Origin of the sequence: uncultured Alcanivorax sp. (assembly GCF_947258575.1) — a bacterium.
Classification (GTDB): Bacteria; Pseudomonadota; Gammaproteobacteria; order Pseudomonadales; family Alcanivoracaceae; genus Alcanivorax.
On sequence record NZ_CAMYIV010000012.1, the window covers coordinates 410,609 to 426,706 of the forward strand.

At 60.8% G+C, this 16,098-nt stretch carries 14 protein-coding genes; 2 read left to right on the top strand and 12 right to left on the bottom strand.

The features are described 5' to 3' along the window. Positions 1 to 64 precede the first annotated feature (64 nt). Genes rodA through Q0Y02_RS15420 form a run of 6 tightly spaced genes read right to left on the bottom strand, consistent with a single transcriptional unit; the run spans position 65 to position 5,876 of the window. On the bottom strand, positions 65 to 1,210 hold the full coding sequence (gene rodA, locus Q0Y02_RS15395) for a rod shape-determining protein RodA (RefSeq protein WP_297770413.1): 1,146 nt from the start codon (positions 1,208 to 1,210) through the stop codon (positions 65 to 67). Continuing rightward, entirely contained in the window at positions 1,207 to 3,093 is a 1,887-nt protein-coding gene (gene mrdA / locus Q0Y02_RS15400; RefSeq protein WP_297770416.1) for a penicillin-binding protein 2, read from the bottom strand. Before mrdA ends, rodA begins: the two co-directional genes overlap by 4 nt. A 27-nt stretch (positions 3,094 to 3,120) precedes the next feature. Beyond that, complete coding sequence (gene rlmH / locus Q0Y02_RS15405) at positions 3,121 to 3,591, bottom strand: 23S rRNA (pseudouridine(1915)-N(3))-methyltransferase RlmH (protein ID WP_297770418.1); 471 nt, start codon at positions 3,589 to 3,591, stop codon at positions 3,121 to 3,123. Then, entirely contained in the window at positions 3,591 to 3,947 is a 357-nt protein-coding gene (rsfS, locus tag Q0Y02_RS15410; protein ID WP_035250109.1) for a ribosome silencing factor, read from the bottom strand. Before rsfS ends, rlmH begins: the two co-directional genes overlap by 1 nt. Further along, positions 3,937 to 4,620: a nicotinate-nucleotide adenylyltransferase gene (gene nadD, locus Q0Y02_RS15415; protein WP_297770419.1), complete on the bottom strand. Its 684-nt coding sequence runs from the start codon at positions 4,618 to 4,620 to the stop codon at positions 3,937 to 3,939. The genes rsfS and nadD overlap by 11 nt, the downstream gene beginning before the upstream one ends. Beyond that, positions 4,620 to 5,876 (bottom strand): glutamate-5-semialdehyde dehydrogenase, encoded by a 1,257-nt coding sequence (locus tag Q0Y02_RS15420; RefSeq protein WP_297770421.1) that lies wholly within the window; start codon positions 5,874 to 5,876, stop codon positions 4,620 to 4,622. The genes nadD and Q0Y02_RS15420 overlap by 1 nt, the downstream gene beginning before the upstream one ends. A gap of 496 nt (positions 5,877 to 6,372) precedes the next feature. Between Q0Y02_RS15420 and Q0Y02_RS15425 the strand changes: the two genes are divergently transcribed. After that, entirely contained in the window at positions 6,373 to 7,662 is a 1,290-nt protein-coding gene (locus tag Q0Y02_RS15425; protein ID WP_297770423.1) for an alpha/beta hydrolase, read from the top strand. Positions 7,663 to 7,818: 156 nt separating this feature from the next. Here the strand turns inward: Q0Y02_RS15425 and Q0Y02_RS15430 are convergent, their stop codons facing one another. From Q0Y02_RS15430 to leuS, 4 genes are all read right to left on the bottom strand, one after another. After that, complete coding sequence (locus Q0Y02_RS15430) at positions 7,819 to 8,679, bottom strand: class I SAM-dependent methyltransferase (RefSeq protein WP_297770425.1); 861 nt, start codon at positions 8,677 to 8,679, stop codon at positions 7,819 to 7,821. 368 nt (positions 8,680 to 9,047) lie between these two features. Further along, a complete protein-coding gene (gene holA / locus Q0Y02_RS15435) occupies positions 9,048 to 10,049 on the bottom strand; it encodes a DNA polymerase III subunit delta (RefSeq protein WP_297770428.1) in 1,002 nt (333 codons plus the stop codon). Next, complete coding sequence (gene lptE / locus Q0Y02_RS15440) at positions 10,049 to 10,558, bottom strand: LPS assembly lipoprotein LptE (protein WP_297770432.1); 510 nt, start codon at positions 10,556 to 10,558, stop codon at positions 10,049 to 10,051. Before lptE ends, holA begins: the two co-directional genes overlap by 1 nt. Positions 10,559 to 10,567: 9 nt before the next feature. Then, a complete protein-coding gene (gene leuS / locus Q0Y02_RS15445) occupies positions 10,568 to 13,015 on the bottom strand; it encodes a leucine--tRNA ligase (protein WP_297770434.1) in 2,448 nt (815 codons plus the stop codon). A 140-nt stretch (positions 13,016 to 13,155) separates the two neighbouring features. On the opposite strand from leuS, the gene Q0Y02_RS15450 reads away from it, so the two are divergent. Beyond that, positions 13,156 to 13,770, top strand: coding sequence for a YdcF family protein (locus tag Q0Y02_RS15450; RefSeq protein ID WP_297770436.1), 615 nt, complete (start codon positions 13,156 to 13,158; stop codon positions 13,768 to 13,770). Positions 13,771 to 13,893: 123 nt separating this feature from the next. Here Q0Y02_RS15450 and sulP read toward each other — a convergent pair whose 3' ends face one another. Together sulP and Q0Y02_RS15460 are read right to left on the bottom strand one after the other, a co-directional pair. Then, positions 13,894 to 15,639 carry a sulfate permease gene (gene sulP, locus Q0Y02_RS15455; RefSeq protein WP_297770438.1) on the bottom strand — a complete coding sequence of 582 codons (1,746 nt, stop codon included), beginning with the start codon at positions 15,637 to 15,639 and terminating at the stop codon, positions 13,894 to 13,896. 2 nt (positions 15,640 to 15,641) lie between these two features. Then, positions 15,642 to 16,070 carry a TIGR01244 family sulfur transferase gene (locus tag Q0Y02_RS15460; protein WP_297770440.1) on the bottom strand — a complete coding sequence of 143 codons (429 nt, stop codon included), beginning with the start codon at positions 16,068 to 16,070 and terminating at the stop codon, positions 15,642 to 15,644. Positions 16,071 to 16,098: the final 28 nt, after the last annotated feature.

Below are 16,098 nucleotides of genomic sequence, written 5' to 3' on the forward strand. Positions count from 1 at the left end.
AACGCGTTGCCAGTTGAAAGCAGCGAAGAGCAAAACCATCTTTTTTAGGGTTTGCTCCTCGCGGCTAGTAACTCATCAGCCGCCGATGGGTGTGGATCGACATCAGCATGCCGAAGCTGGCCAGCAGGGTAACGATGGAGGTGCCGCCATAGCTGATCAGGGGTAACGGTACCCCCACCACGGGCAAGAGTCCGGACACCATGCCTATATTCACAAAAATATAAATAAAAAATGTCATCGTCAGGCTGGAGGCAAGCAGGCGTGAAAAGGTCTCCTGTGCCTGCCAACTGATAAAGAAGCCTCGCCCGACAATCACCAGGTAGATCATCAGCAGAACGCTGACACCCACCAGGCCGAATTCTTCGCTCAGTACTGCCAGGATAAAGTCGGTGGAGGACTCCGGCAGGAAGTCCAGACGCGATTGGGTACCGTCCAGCCAGCCCTTGCCATCCACGCCACCAGAGCCAATAGCGGTTTTTGACTGGATGATGTTCCAGCCGGTTCCGCGCGGGTCTGCTTCCGGGTTGAGGAAGGTATCGACCCGGTTGCGCTGGTAGTCGTGCATGACAAAGAAATACATCAGCGGTGCGGCGGTTACTACCAGAAGTACCGCCACGGCAATCAGTCGCCAGGACAACCCGGCCATGAACAGCACCACCAGTCCGCTGGCGGCAATCAAAATGGCGGTGCCGAGATCCGGTTGCATGCCGATCAGTGCTGCCGGTACACCGAGTAGCGCCAGGGCAACCAGCACGTCCAGCAGTTTGGGGGGCAGGGTGCGCTCACTGAAATACCAGGCCACCATAGCGGGTACGGCCAGCTTCATGGCTTCTGCTGGCTGGAAACGGCCGATGCCGGGAATACTGAGCCAGCGCTGGGCGCCTTTGGCCTCGGTGCCGGCAATCAACACCAGCACCAGCAGGCCCAGCCCTCCGCAATAAAGGAAAGGAGCCCAGAAGCGGTAACTGCGCGGCGGAATCTGGGCCAGCAGGAACAGAGCGGTCAGCCCTGCGCTGAAACGAACGCACTGGCGAATGACCATTTCCAGGCTTTCGCCGCCGGCGCTGTACAGCACCGCCAGCCCACCCAGCATCAGCACGAACAGGCCGGCCAGCAGAGGCGCATCCAGGTGCAGGCGCATGGCCAGCCCCGGGGAGAGGGTGGCGCCGGTCTGGCCTGGCATCTGACGGAGGTATTCGCGCTGACTCATGGACTGACCTCGGCGGGAGGTGCGGGGTGTTCTTCAAACACCGGCGGGACCTCCAGCTCTCCGTTTTCATTCAGCAGCCAGGCATCCATGACCTGGCGGGCCACGGGACCGGCGGTGGAGCCGCCGTGGCGGCCGTTTTCCACCAATACGCCCACAGCGATGGCGGGCTGTTCAGCAGGGCCGAAGGAGACCATCAGGGCATGGTCGAGCATTCGCTCGGCCAGTTCGTCCTCGTTGTAGGTTTCGTCCTGCCCTACGGAGAAGACCTGGGCGGTGCCGGATTTGGCGGCAATGGCATATTGGGCGTCTACGGCCATTACCCTGGCGGTCCCTCTGGGGCCTGTGACGGCGACCATGGCGTCGGTCATTTTTTCCCAGTTGCTTTCATCATTCAGTGTGATGCCGGTGCGTTCCACCGATTGTTTTTCACCGGCAATAGACGGCACCACCTTCTTGCCATGGCTGGCGGTAATGGCGGTGGCGGTGGCCAGCTGCAACGGTGTGGTGAGCACGAAACCCTGGCCGATGCTGGCGTTAATGGTATCGCCATGAAACCAGGGCCGGTTGCGATAGGCGCGCTTCCATTGCTTCGAGGGCATGATACCGCTGGATTCGTTATACAGGTCGATGCCGGTCGGTGCCCCCAGGGAAAACTGACTCATGTACTCATGCATGCGGGCAATGCCCAGCTTGAAACCCATATCGTAGAAGTAGGTGTCGCAGGATTGAACCACCGCTTTGTGCAGATCGACGCGGCCATGGCCCCAGCGTTTCCAGTCCCGGTAGCGGTGCGGATCGTTTTCCAACTGGTAATAGCCGGGGTCCGAGATGGTGCGTTGCCAGTTGGTGACGCCGGCATCCAGGCCGGCAATGCCCAGCATCGGCTTGATAGTGGAGCCGGGTGGGTAACGGCCCTGCAGGGCGCGGTTAAACAGCGGGTTGTCAGGGTCGCTCTGGTAGGCGGAGTAATCCTTGTAGGAAATGCCGGTGACTAACAGATTGGGATCGAAACCGGGACGGCTGACAAAGGCCAGTACGCTGCCATCGCGTGGGTCGATAGCCACCACGGCGCCACGCCGATCGCCCAGCGCATCGTAGGCCGCCTTTTGTACGCGCATGGACAGGCGCAGGCGCAGGTCTTCGCCCGGCACCGGGGGTTGTTCTTCGAGGACACGCAAGATGCGCCCCCGGGCATTGGTCTCCACTTGGCGATAGCCCACCTGGCCGTGGAGCTGGTCCTCGTAGAAACGCTCGATACCGGAGCGACCGTAGAAGTGGGTGCCGGCGTAGTCGCGCTGTTCGTCCAGGGTCATGGCCTCCAGATCCTGGGCGTTGATCCGGTTTACATAGCCCAATACGTGGGAGAACAAAATGCCATGGGGGTAATGACGGATCGGATCGGCGGAAATGCGGATGCCGGGAAGGCGATGCTGGTTGACGACCAGTCGGGCGATTTCCTCTTCGCTGAGACGGCCGCGCAGTGGCACCGGTTCCCAGGGACGGCGCGCTGTCAGGCGGCGTTTCTGGAAGCGTTCCAGATCGCCCTCGTCCAGCTCGATCAATTTGCCCAGCTCGCCGATAAGCTGGTCCAGCTCACCGGCCTGCTCAATGATCAACTCCAGGGAAAAGTCGGGCCGGTTTTCGGCCAGAATAACGCCGTCCCGGTCGGTGATCAGCCCCCGCGGTGGTGATACCGCCAGGGTCTGTACCCGGTTGTTATCACTGAGGGTGGTATAGCGGCTGTGCTGGATCACCTGCAGCCAGATCATCCGGCTGATCAGAATCAGGGTCAGCAGCAACACCAGAAAGACAGCCACGACCAGGCGCACGCTGAAGATACGCTGTTCGTGGTGGTGGTCTTTCAGTGTTAACGGTCGGCGCATGGTGGCGTCTGTGTCAGGGGGCGAAGGTCAGCGATGATAGGGGTGCCCGGTGAGCAGCGTCCAGCCCCGGTACAGCTGTTCGGCCAACAGCACCCGCACCAGCGGGTGGGGCAGGGTCAGGGTCGACAGGCTCCAGCGCTCGTGGGCGCTGGCGGACAATTGCGGGCACAGGCCGTCTGGCCCCCCTACCAACAGGACCAGATCCTGACCCAGATCTTTCAGTTCGCCCAGTTTACGGCTGAGTGCTGGGGTGTCCAGCGCTCGCCCGTTAACTTCCAGTGCCACGATTTTGGCGCCGGGGTACTTTTCCAGGCGTTTGCGGATGGCGTCAGCCTCGCTGCGAACCTGGCTGGCGGTATCCCCCTTGCTCCGTTTCGGCAGGGGGATTTCTTCCAGTTCCAGACGCATGTCCGGGGGCATGCGTTTCTGGTATTCGGCAAAGCCCTCGGTGATCCAGGCGGGCATGCGGGTGCCCACCGCCAGCAGGAAAAGACGCATTACTCTTTGCTTTCACGGTCCGGGTGATGCTGGGGATTGCGCCACAGGCGCTCCAGGTCATAGAACTCGCGGGTGGCGGGCAGCATCAGGTGCACGATGACATCGCCCAGGTCCACCAGAATCCACTCGCCGGTGTCCTGGCCTTCGCTGCCCAGAGGCTCGTGACCCGCTTCTTTTGCGGTTTCCAATACATTGTCTGCCAACGCTTTCACGTGGCGATTGGAGGTGCCGCTGGCAATGACCATGTTGTCGGCCACACTGGTGATTTCACGCACGTCCAGTTGGGTAATGTTCTGGGCTTTGACTTCTTCCAGTGCGTCAATAACCAGTTGCAGTAGCGGGGTGTCAGCGCTCATGAGGCCTCGTGTCTGATTCGGGGGAAGAGGATTTCGCCACATTATACAGATGGTGGCGGTGAATATGGGCAACAACTGCCGGCTCCAGGGCCGGGCAATCGCCTTTTTCTGCCAGCGCCTGACGAATGGCGGTGGCGGACACATCCAGAAACGGCCCATGCAGCATCAGGCGCAGACCGTTGGCGTGACGCATCAGGCGCTCGGGTTGCGTTTCCGGGAAGGTGGCCAGCACCGTGTCTGTTGCCTGCGGGCTATCCGGGCGCGGTACCACCGCCAGGTGGCACAGGCCTGCATAGTCCTGCCAGCGGTGCCAGTGATGCAGGCTGGCAAAGCTGTCGGCGCCGATCATGAAAACCAGCGGACGATTACCGATCTGCGCACGGTAGTGTTGCAGAGTCAGCAGGCTGTAACTGGGGCCGGATTGTTGCAGTTCCCAGTCGTCGGGAATCAGGCAGGGGTGGTCCGCGCAGGCCAGCTCCAGCATGGCCAGACGCTGTTCACCATCGGCCAGGGGTTGCGGGCGATGCGGCGGCACCGCGTTGGGGAGCAAATGCACGGGGGCATTGCCGAGCACCCGGGACACCGACCGGGCCGCACTGATGTGGGCCCGATGGACGGGGTCGAAGGTGCCGCCGAACAGCACCAGCGGTGTGGTGTCGTGAGTGGCGCGCACTACTGGCGGATGTGGCCGTCGCCCAGCACCACCCACTTCTGGCTGGTCAGGCCTTCCAGTCCCACCGGTCCACGGGCGTGGATCTTGTCCGTGGAGATACCGATTTCCGCGCCCAGCCCGTATTCGAAACCGTCTGCGAAACGGGTGGAGGCATTCACCATCACTGAGCTGGAATCCACCTCGGTGAGGAACTGCCGCGCCCGGGTGTAGTTTTCGGTGACGATGGCTTCGGTGTGGCCGGAGCTGTAACGGTTGATATGATCAATCGCCTCGTCCAGATCCTTGACCAGCTTCACCGCCAGAATCGGCGCCAGGTATTCCTCGCCCCAGTCGGCCTCGGTGGCTTCCTGGATACCCTCGACAATGCTGCGAACGTTCTCGCAACCGCGTAGCTCCACACCGGCATCGCGGTATTTGGCAGCCAGTTCGGGCAGTACCTGCTGGGCGATGGCGTTGGCCACCAGCAGCGTTTCGGTGGTATTGCAGGTGCCGTAGCGCTGGGTTTTGGCGTTGTAGGCCACGTTGATGGCCTTGGTAATATCCGCCTGGTCATCAATATAGGTGTGGCAGTTGCCATCCAGATGCTTGATCACCGGTACCCGCGCCTCATTGCTGATGCGCTCGATCAGGCCCTTGCCGCCTCGCGGTACGATAACGTCCACATACTCGGGGTGGGTGATCAATTCGCCCACCGCTGCCCGGTCGGTGGTTTCCACTACCTGTACCGCAGTATCCGGCAGTCCGGCTTCGCGCAGGCCCACACGGATGCACTCGGCGATGGCCTGGTTGGCGTTGATGGCTTCGGAGCCGCCACGCAGGATGGCCGCATTCCCGGATTTCAGGCACAGAGCTGCCGCATCAATGGTCACATTGGGGCGTGACTCGTAAATAATGCCGATGACACCCAGCGGCACACGCATTTTGCCAACCTGAATCCCCGACGGGCGATAGGCCAGGTCGGTTATCACACCCACTGGGTCGGCCAGAGCAATGATCTGTTCCAGGCCTTCCACCATGGCGTCAAAACGAGCCGGTGTCAGTTCAAGGCGATCAAGCAGGGCGGCATCCAGGCCGCTTTCGCGTCCCTTATCCAGATCCTGCTGGTTGGCTTGCAGTACCGCATTGCGGTGGCTGCGCAGGGCGCCGGCGATGGCAGCCAGGGCCTTGTCCTTGTCACCGGAACTGGCCCGGGCCATGGCGCGAGAGGCCGTACGGGCCTGTTCGCCAAGACGTTGCATGTATTGCTGGATATCCATAATTCTCAAAGCTGAAAGTGGTTAAAGAGCCTGTTTGCGATCTACACACCGCTGCGCCGGAGACCATTTTTTCGTCAGGTTGTGGCGCCGCAGATGCAGTGTAGTCCTTCTACATCAATCACCGGCAACGCAGGCTGGCGGAAAATGGTCCCGGCCCTTCGGGTTGCGCTGCAAATGGCGTCAGGCGGTGTTGCGGCCCTTGAGCTTGGCCCACCAGGCCCTGCGGCCCGCGCCTAGCCTGACGCCATTTTCAGCGGCAACGCAGTGGTGTCTAGACCACAAGCAGGCTCTGAAAGGTGGATTATAACGACAACCGGCTCTTTACGCTTGCACACAAATGGTGAAGAATTGAAAACCTTTGCTACACAATAGGGCCTAAATCCTTGATTTTGTGGTACGAATGTACTGTTTGTGTGGCGCAACACGGACTGCCTCATCCTGACGGGTAAAGGGTAGCCGATACAACAAGAAAAAACTTGAACGGAGCCAGACACTTATGGCCATTCGCTACCAGGAATATACCCGCTCCGCCATTAAAGCCGCCCCGTTTCAGCTCTGGGTAGGTCAGTGGCGTATTGATTACCTGGCGTTCTCGCATCCGGACAATGCCCACAAACCGCCGTTGCTGGTGGTGGGTGGTGCCTTCCAGAATTTTACCTCCTACAAATATTGTGTCGAACGCATCTACCAGGATTTTCCGGTGGTGCTGGTGGACTTGCCATCCCTGGGCAACAACACACAGATCGCCCCGGACCTCAGCATGGAGGATCTGGCAGACCTGCTTTACGAATTCACCTGCCAAACCGGCTTGAAAAAAGTGCACCTCATGGGGCTGTCGCTGGGCTCTGCGGTGGCCAGTACTTTTGCCTACAAGTATCCCGAGGCCACCGATAAGCTGATCGTGGCAGGTATCGTCACCCGGCCGCGCAAAAGCTGGCGCATGCTGGTGGAGGAATCTGTGCGAGTCCTGGAACAGGGTCGCATGGATGAGTTCAGTCAGGCAGTGGTGCTCTATCTGGTCAACTACGACAAGATGAAGGAAACCGGTATTACGCCCACCGCCCGCAAGCTGTTCTATCGGCAGATGAAGCGGCTTTCCGACAACGAGCGCGAGCGCTACAAGATCAATGGCCGCCGGCTGTTGTCCGTGGAAGGTCTGCTGGGCTATCCGGAGTGCGATACGCTGGTCACCACCGGTGAGTTCGACAGTTTTACCCTGCCCTGGGAAAACGCCTCTTTCGCTGAAAAATGTCCCAATGCCCAGTTCACGCTGATCAAGGGAGCGGATCATTTGCCGCAGCTGGAAAAGCGGGAAGTGTCCCTGGATCTGTTCTCCACTTTCCTGCGCGGCGAATCACTGGACACCGTGCAAGGTATCCGTCGTTTCGGCAAAGGCGAGTACAACCGCATCGAGCGGCGCCGTGCCGAGCGGTTGGTGCCATGCAACAATCATGGCCACGTGACCAGCGAATCCCGGGTGGGCGACCGCTTCCGGTTCAACAAGCCGGTGCAGGTGGTAGATATCAACTTCTTCGGCTGCCTGATCAAACTCAGCGAGCCGGGCTTCTCCATTGCCGACCACGCCCGTGACTGCACGCTCTACATGGAGAGTCCGGAGCTGAAACTGGAGCTGCTGGTATTCGATTACGATGGTGCCGGCTACCTGCGCTGCCTGTTCAAGCACGGCAACATCCAGGCGGCAGAACGTTTCACCGAGCTGCTGAAAAACGGCGAGTATTTTCTGCGTCAGGACAACGAGGGGAATGTGCATCGGATCTACGGATAAGAGGGAAGCAGTGAACAGTGAACAGTTAATAGTTAACAGCTAAAAAAGATAAAAACGAAATAGGCCGCACCCAAAGCATGGGCGCGGCCTATTTGTTGTTGGCTATGAAGAAACCAGCTCGCGAGCTGTTAACTGTTCACTATTAACTGTTCACTATTAACTGTTAACTGCCCCAACAGTTCCTTCCATGATCCTAACCATCGGATTGCCCCGCGTCTTCGGTATCGGTAGCTGGTCGTAGTAGTCGGTCGGGTTGTGGATGGTCAGGCTGTGAAAGCCAAGGCTATGGAAATGATCCACGGCTTCCATGTCGGAGTGGAAGTGAAAGCCGACCTGGCTGCGGGACACGGTGCCCAGCATGTTCCCCAGCACCTTGAGGGTCCGGTAGAAGGGCATGCCTTTGTAGAGTGGGTAGTTATCTGTCAGGTAGGTGCCTTGGGGGAATGCTTCCAGGGCGCTGGCCAGTTTGCGCCAGAAGTCGGAAATCACCGCCAGCGGGAAGTAATTCACCAGCCCTTCGGTAATCACTACCACAGGTTTGCTCTGATCCAGCTGGGCCAGCACATGATCCAGACTGAGTTCCCCGTCTTCGGCGAAGATGTTGATAGGCTGTACGCGATGGCGCTCGCTCAGCACGCCGTGTTCTTTCAACAGTTGCTGCTTGCGCAGGGCCATGTCCGGCAGGTCGGTTTCGATGTAGGTAAGTTGCGGGTACTGCTCACAGAAACGGTGTCCCCGGGGTGACAGGCCGCAGGCGATTTCCACCACCTGGGTCACGCCGTCGTCGATCAGTTGATGCAGCCGGTGGTCGATCAGGTGGTGGCGCTGCAACAGAAAGGTGCGGATGTTGCCACCGACGATATGCCGGCCCACGTACTCGAAGGGGGCCAGGGCGCCATACAGGAAGGCACCGCCTTTGGTGCGGAAGAAGGGCGCGGAGATGCCGTCACGGGTCCACACGTGGCCGGTGTAGAGGGCGGTAAAACTGATCGATGAAGTATCCCGGGGTTCACTCATTGTTGTTCTGGCTGGTTGTGACTGAGGCCTGACAGGCTAGCAGAATTATGCCATTGGGTGATGGCAATTTGTGCCAAATTGCCGGTGGGGGCGATGCGGGGGTTGGGGTATTCGCGGTCGAACGACCGCTCCCACTGTGGTGGTGGATATCACTGCGGAAATCGACCGCAGGGCGATCAGGAATTACCGAACTCGACAGGTTTGGCTGATCGGCAAATACGCACCCGGAACAGGCGCCTGAATCGCGCCGCGAGCGACGCTCCTACGCCGACTTTCGGGGTACAGTGCTATTGGTTGGCACGACTTCCCTGTCTTGTGTTGCCGTTTTTTCCGCTATTCACTGTTAATTATTAACTATTCACTGCTTTTCATCGTTCCATGCTACGCGGTAGCGGATGCCCTGCAAGGCGCAGTGCCAACGAGGTGATGTACTGCCAGGGGTCACCTTTGGCCATGCCTTTGACGCACTGGTCGGCGCGGATGGCGCTGGCCTGGGCGGCCTTCAGGTGTTGCGGGTTGAGGCGCTGGGCCTGGGCCTGCATGGCGCGTACCCGCTGGGGGGGCAGGCGCGGTGGCGGGCCGCCGCTGAGCATGCCGTCGAGGATACGGATGTCGCGGCTCAAGGCCCATAACAGGACGGGCGGTTCCACCCCTTCAGCACGCAGGGTCTGGATGATGTGCAGCACCCGCTGGGCGTTGCCCTGGGCAGTGGCTTCGGTAAGGTCGAAGGGCGAGTAGCGGCTGGAGTCGCCCACCGCCTGTTGTACGTCTTCCGGGCCTACCTGACCGTCTTCCACCAGCAGGGTCAGTTTGTCCACTTCCTGGGCGGCGGCCAGCAGATTACCTTCGCTGCGTTCGATCAGCAGGGCCAGGGCGTCTTCGCTGGCACTGAGTCCGCGGCTGGCCAGGCGGTCCTGCAGCCAGTTGCGCAGGCCGGCGCCTTCCACCGGCCAGACTTCGATGACTGCACCGACCTCATCCAGGGCTTTGACCCAGGCGCTGTTCCAGTCCTTGCGACGGTCGAGTTTGGAGCAGCGGATCAGCAGCAGGGTGTCATCGGCGGGGCTGGCCAGAATGTCGCGAAGGATCTGGCTGCCGGCCTTGTCCGGGCGCTTGTCGTTGAGTACCAGTTCGAGAATCCGCCGACCACCGAACAGGCTCATGCTCTGGGATTCGTTGAGCAGGGAGTTCCAGTCGATACCGGTGTCGGAAGAGAAGCGATGACGTTCGTCAAAGCCCTGATCGCGGGCGGCGCGGCGCAGGTCGTCGAGCAGCTCGCCCTGTTGCAGCGGCTCATCACCGGCCACCAGGTAGGCGGGCAGCAGGCGATCCGCCAGGTGTTTGCCGAGCTGCTCCGGGCGCAGACGCATCAGTAGGTCTCCCAGCCCTCGGAGGCAGCGGCGATCTGGTTGATCAGCCGGTAGGCCATGTCCAGAAACAGGTCGTCACGGACCAGTTGCTCCTCGTCGGAGGAGGCGGTGGCGTTTTCCGGGTACCAGGGCAGGTTGCGCAGGGTCATCATGCGCGTTGGCGTGGTCAGCAGGGCGCCGCTTTTGCGGTCCTTGATGTGCCAGCGCAGGGTGTAGCGCAGTTCGATTTCCGCCTGGCGACCCTGGGCATCCACCGCCGAGGTGCGGCGCATCCAGTCTTCGTCATCGATGACCAGGATGTAGGGCGCCTCGTTGTGTACCAGCACGCCCTGGTCTTCCAGCTCGTCTTCCAGGGTGTAGCGCAGCTCCGTGGAGGCGCCACTGACCGTCAGGGTTTCCATGGACGGTGTGCTGGTGGTGCCACGCAGTTGCCAGCCGCAGGCACTGAGGACAAACCCCAGCACCAGCAGCAGGGTCAGACGGGATGTGGCGCGCAAGCTGGATGTCATAACCGCCTCTCAGTTGGCAACGATGTTGACCAGTTTACCCGGCACAACGATCACCTTGCGGATGGTTTTGCCGTCGGTGAATTTCTGCACATTGGGCTCGGTCTTGGCCAGGTTTTCCACGGTGTCCTTGTCGGCGTTGGCGGGGACCTCGAGCTTGGCGCGTACCTTGCCGTTTACCTGTACCACCAGTTCGAGACTGTCCTTCACCAGCGCGCTTTCATCCACCTGGGGCCAGGCGGCGTTCAATGCCGCCTCGTCGTGACCCAGGGATTGCCACAGGCTGTGGGAAGCATGGGGGGTAATTGGCGACAGTAGCAATACGGCGGCTTCCAGGGCTTCCTGGCGTACGGCGGCGGCCTGATCGCCCTGAGCGTCAAAGCGGCTCACCTCGTTGATCAGTTCCATCACCGCGGCGATGGCAGTGTTGAAGGTGTGGCGGCGATGGAAATCGTCGCTGACCTTCTGGATGGTTTCGTGGGTCTTGCGACGCAGGGCCTTGCCGGCGTCATCCAGAGAGGCCGGATCCAGGGTGCCCGCATTGCCAGCTTCCACGTGCTCGGCCACCAGGCGCCACAGGCGCTTGAGGAAACGGAAGGCGCCTTCCACACCGGAGTCGTTCCACTCCAGGGATTGCTCCGGCGGCGCCGCAAACATCATGAACAGGCGTACGGTATCGGCACCGTATTCCTCGATCATTTCCTGGGGGTCCACGGTGTTGCCCTTGGACTTGGACATCTTGGCGCCGTCTTTGAGCACCATGCCCTGACACAGCAGTTGCTTGAAGGGCTCGTCGGATTCCACCAGGCCGGTGTCGCGCAGCAGCTTGTGGAAGAAGCGCGAGTAGAGCAGGTGCAGGATGGCGTGTTCAATGCCGCCCACGTATTGATCGACGGGCAGCCAGTAGTTGGCGGCTGCCGGGTCCAGCATGGCCTGGTCGTTCTGCGGGCAGCAGTAACGGGCGTAGTACCAGCTCGATTCCATGAAGGTGTCGAAGGTGTCGGTTTCGCGCAGGGCGGGTTGACCGTCAAAGGTGGTCTTGGCCCACTCCGGGTCAGCCTTGATGGGGCTTTTCACGCCGTCCATCTCTACCTCGGTGGGTAGCACGACAGGCAACTGGTCTTCCGGGGTGGGGTGCAGTTCACCGTCTTCGGTTTCCACCATGGGAATGGGGGCGCCCCAGTAGCGCTGTCGGGAGACACCCCAGTCGCGCAGTCGATAATTCACTTTCTTCTCGCCCAGGTTGCGCTCGCTCAACCAGGTGGCGATGGCGTCAAAGGCCTCGGCGGAGGTCTTGCCGGTGAATTCCCCGGAGTTCACCAGTTTGCCTTTTTCGGTGAAGGCTTCGCTGTCCAGATCAATGGACTCACCATTGGCCGGTTCAATTACCTGCTTGATGGGCAGGCCGTATTTGCGGGCAAATTCGTAATCCCGCTGGTCATGGGCGGGCACGGCCATGACGGCACCGGTGCCGTAGCTCATCAGCACGAAGTTGGCTACCCAGACCGGGACCTGTTCGCCGCTGATCGGGTGAGTGGCGGTAAGGCCGGTGTAGATGCCTTTCTTTTCCATGGTGGCCATATCGGCTTCGGCCACCTTGTTGTGCAGGCACTCTTCCACAAAGTCCGCCACTTCGTGGTTGGCGGCAGCGGCTTTTTTCGCCAGCGGGTGAGCGGCGGCCACGGCCACGTAGCTGACGCCCATGAGAGTGTCCGGGCGGGTGGTGTAGACGCGCAGGGACTCTTCGCCCTGTATCGCGAATTCCATCTCCACCCCTTCGGAGCGGCCGATCCAGTTGCGCTGCATGGTCTTGACCTGTTCCGGCCAGCCATCCAGTTGATCCAGGTCGTTGAGCAATTCATCAGCGTAGTCGGTGATCTTGATGAACCACTGGGGAATCTCTTTCTGTTCCACCAGGGCACCGGAACGCCAGCCGCGGCCATCAATGACCTGCTCGTTGGCCAGTACGGTCTGATCGATCGGGTCCCAGTTCACCGTGGACATCTTGCGATACACCAGGCCCTTCTCGTAGAGCCTGGTGAAGAACCACTGTTCCCAGCGATAGTATTCCGGGGTGCAGGTGGCCAGCTCACGATCCCAGTCGTAGCCGAAGCCCAGGCGCTGCAGCTGCCCGCGCATGTAGTCGATGTTCTCGAAAGTCCACTTGGCCGGCGCCACCTTGTTCTTGATGGCGGCGTTCTCGGCGGGCAGGCCGAAGGCGTCCCAGCCCATGGGCTGCAGCACATTCTTGCCCAGCATGCGCTGGTAGCGGCTGATCACATCGCCGATGCTGTAATTGCGCACGTGGCCCATGTGCAGTCGCCCGGACGGGTAGGGGAACATGCTCAGGCAATAGAACTTTTCCTTGCCGGGCTCTTCGTTGACCTTGAAGCTTTGGTTATCCTCCCAGTACTGCTGGGCTTGGGCTTCGACTTGATCGGGGCGATACTGTGCGTCCATCGGCTCTCTACTGATCAAAAAAACTTACGGGAACATCGCGGTTGCGAAGGGGACATAGGATACATGAGCTCAGCCCGGATTTCTCACTGGTCTGCACCGCGAAAGTGTTGGCTGAATAATCACCGCAAACGGGAGTGCCGATGGCGTTGACCTACCTGGTGCTGCTGGTGCTGGTGGGGGGAACCCTGCCGGCAGTGGTCCGCAGCCTGTTGCCGCCCCTGCCGCGACGCAATACCGGGATTACTCCCCAGGCGGTAGTGGTACTGGGGGCCGGGCGGCGACAGCGTGATGGTCAGTTTTCCCTGACCACCCGTGGCCTGCGGCGGTTGCAGCTGGCCGCGGAGCTGGCCCATGAGCATGGTTTGCCGCTGCTGGTCAGTGGTGGCATCAGCACCACTCCCCATGCCGATAATGAGCCTTCCGAAGCACAGTTGATGGCGGACCTGGTGCGCCGACGCTGGCCGACCATGACGGTGCTTGAGGAAGGGCAAAGCCGTAATACCTGGGAAAATGCGGTGCACAGCGGCGAGCTGCTGGCCCAGCGTGGCATCGACGAGATCATGCTGGTCAGCGACCGGGCTCACCTGCCACGGGCTCTGCTGTGTTTTCAGAGCCAGGGGGTGCTGGCCCAGGCTGCCTGGCGCAAGCGACTGCCAAAACAGGAATGGGTGCCTTCTGCGGGGGCGTTATCCATGGTGCCGGAGATCTGGTACGAGTGGCTGGCGCTGGTGTGGTACCACCTGCGGTATCTATAGGGCGCCTGACGGAAAATCCTTGTGGGAAGCGATGCCTGCATCGCGAAGAAGACCCGCCTGAGCAACATCTTCGCGATGCAGGCATCGCTTCCCACAAAAGAATACAACTTTGGACGCGGGGCATCAGGTGTCAGGCTCTTCCTCCCGTAAACTCTCCGGCGCCAGTACTTCCATAGCCTGATAATGGCTCAGATATACCCTGCCGGTCAGCACCTTCTGAAAGTCGGTTTTTATCAGTACGTCCATCACCGGGCCCTTTACGTTAGACAGGTTTAGCGTCACCCCGGCGTTTTTCAATCGTTCGTTCAGGCTTTCCAGACTTTCCACGGCGCTGGCATCCAGATGATTGATGCCGGAGCAGTGCAGCACCACGTGCTGAATCTGCGGGTGGGCCTGGGCGTCGTCGTAGATGCGGTCTTCCAGGGTGCGGGCATTGCCGAAATAGAGGGATTCGTCCACCCGGATGGACAGCACCTCCTCGGTGAGTTCAACGCTATGGCGATCCATGTTGCGAAAATGATGGGTGCCGGGAATGCGGCCCAGCTCGGCCACATGAGGCTGGCTGGTGCGCCACATGAACAAGGCCACGGAAAGCACCACCCCCAGCAATAAGCCACTCTGCACATTGATCAGCAGCACTCCGGCCAGGGTGGCAGCCATTGCCAGGGCATCCGGGCGACTGAATGCCCACAGATGTTTCAGCTCCGCCAGATTGATCAGTGGCAGGATGCCGACCACGATGATGGCAGCCAGGGCCGCCAGTGGCAGGTACTGGAACCAGCCGGTGAAAAACAGGGCCACCAGAGAGATGCCGATACCGGTGAGCAGGCCGGCCATGGGGGTGCGTGCACCGGCCTCGTAATTCACCGTGGTGCGCGAAAAGCTGCCGGTAACAGCGAACGCGCCGGACAGGCCGCTGCCGATGTTGGCCAGACCCAGCCCCATCAGTTCCCGGTTGGCATCCACCCGCTCGCGCCGTTTTGCCGCCAGGGCCTGGGCCAGGGAAATGGATTCCACAAAGCCGATCAATGCCAGCAGCGCCGCCGGGGTAATCAGGTTTTGCCAGTGTTCGCGGCCCAGCCCGGGCAGGGTGAAATGGGGCAACCCTGCGGGGATCGCCCCGACCACGGCAAGGCCACGGCTATCCAGCGACAGGGACACAGTGAGCAGGGTGGTGACCAGTACGGCCAGAATTGGCCCGCACTTGCTGATAAAGGCCACCAGCCAGCCGGGTAGTCGGGTGGCCTTGAGCGGGGTGGCCAGATATTTCGGGATCAGCAGGCAGGTAATGGCGACCAGGCTGATACCCAGTGTCAGCCAGTGGGTCCGGGGCAGGTGTTGCCCCAGTGTCTGCGCCAGGCTCATCAGCTCATCCCCGGAGGCGTCGATGCGTAACAGGTACTTGAGCTGACTGGTGGCAATGAGAATGGCACAGCCGCTGATGAAACCGGTGATCACCGGGTGGCTGAGCAGGTTGGTGAGCCAGCCCAGTCGCAATATGGCCATGGCCACCAGAAACAGCCCGGACAGCAGCCCCATGCCGATGGCGGCCTGGATAAACAGTTGCGGGTCGCCCTGGGCCAGGGTGCCGGCAGCGGAGGCAGTAATCAGTGAAGTGAGGGCGGCGGGGCCCACGGACAGGGTGCGACTGGTGCCGAACAGAGCGTAGAGAATCAGTGGCAGGATGCTGGCATAGAGGCCGGTTTGTGGCGGCATGCCAGCGAGCATGGCATAGGCCAGGCCCTGGGGAACCAGCAGGATGGTGACAATGATGGCGGCCAGCACATCTCCGGCCGCCTGCTCACGGTTGTAGGTGGCGAGCCAGTCACTGGCCGGCAGCCAGCGGAACCGGCGGCCGGCATCTGCCACGGCTACTGACCCCGACGCTGGTCGAGTCGGCCGGCAAGCTGGCTTAGGTCATAGCCGGCCTGTTCAGCGGTGGCCAGGATGCTGGCATTGTCCTGCTCGTCCGCCTGGGTCAGGGCCCACAGGGTGGTGCAGCGGGTGCCGGTGCGACAGAAGGCCAGTACCGGTTGTTCTGCCAGGGAAACGATGGCATCAAAGCCGTCGATGTCCACGTCGCTGATGTTGTTACCCACGACCGGTTGATGGGCGTACTCGAGACCGGCGGCTTCTGCGGCGGCAGCCAGCTCGGCGCTGCTGGGCTGGTCTTCACTTTCGCCATCGGGGCGGTTGTTGAGGACGGTCTTGAACCCGGCCCTGGCCAGTTCGGCCATGTCTTCTGGCAGCAGTTGCGGTGCCACTGACAGGCTTTCGGTAAGGCGATTGATGGTAGCCATGAAAACTCCTTGCGAATGAACGCTCAGC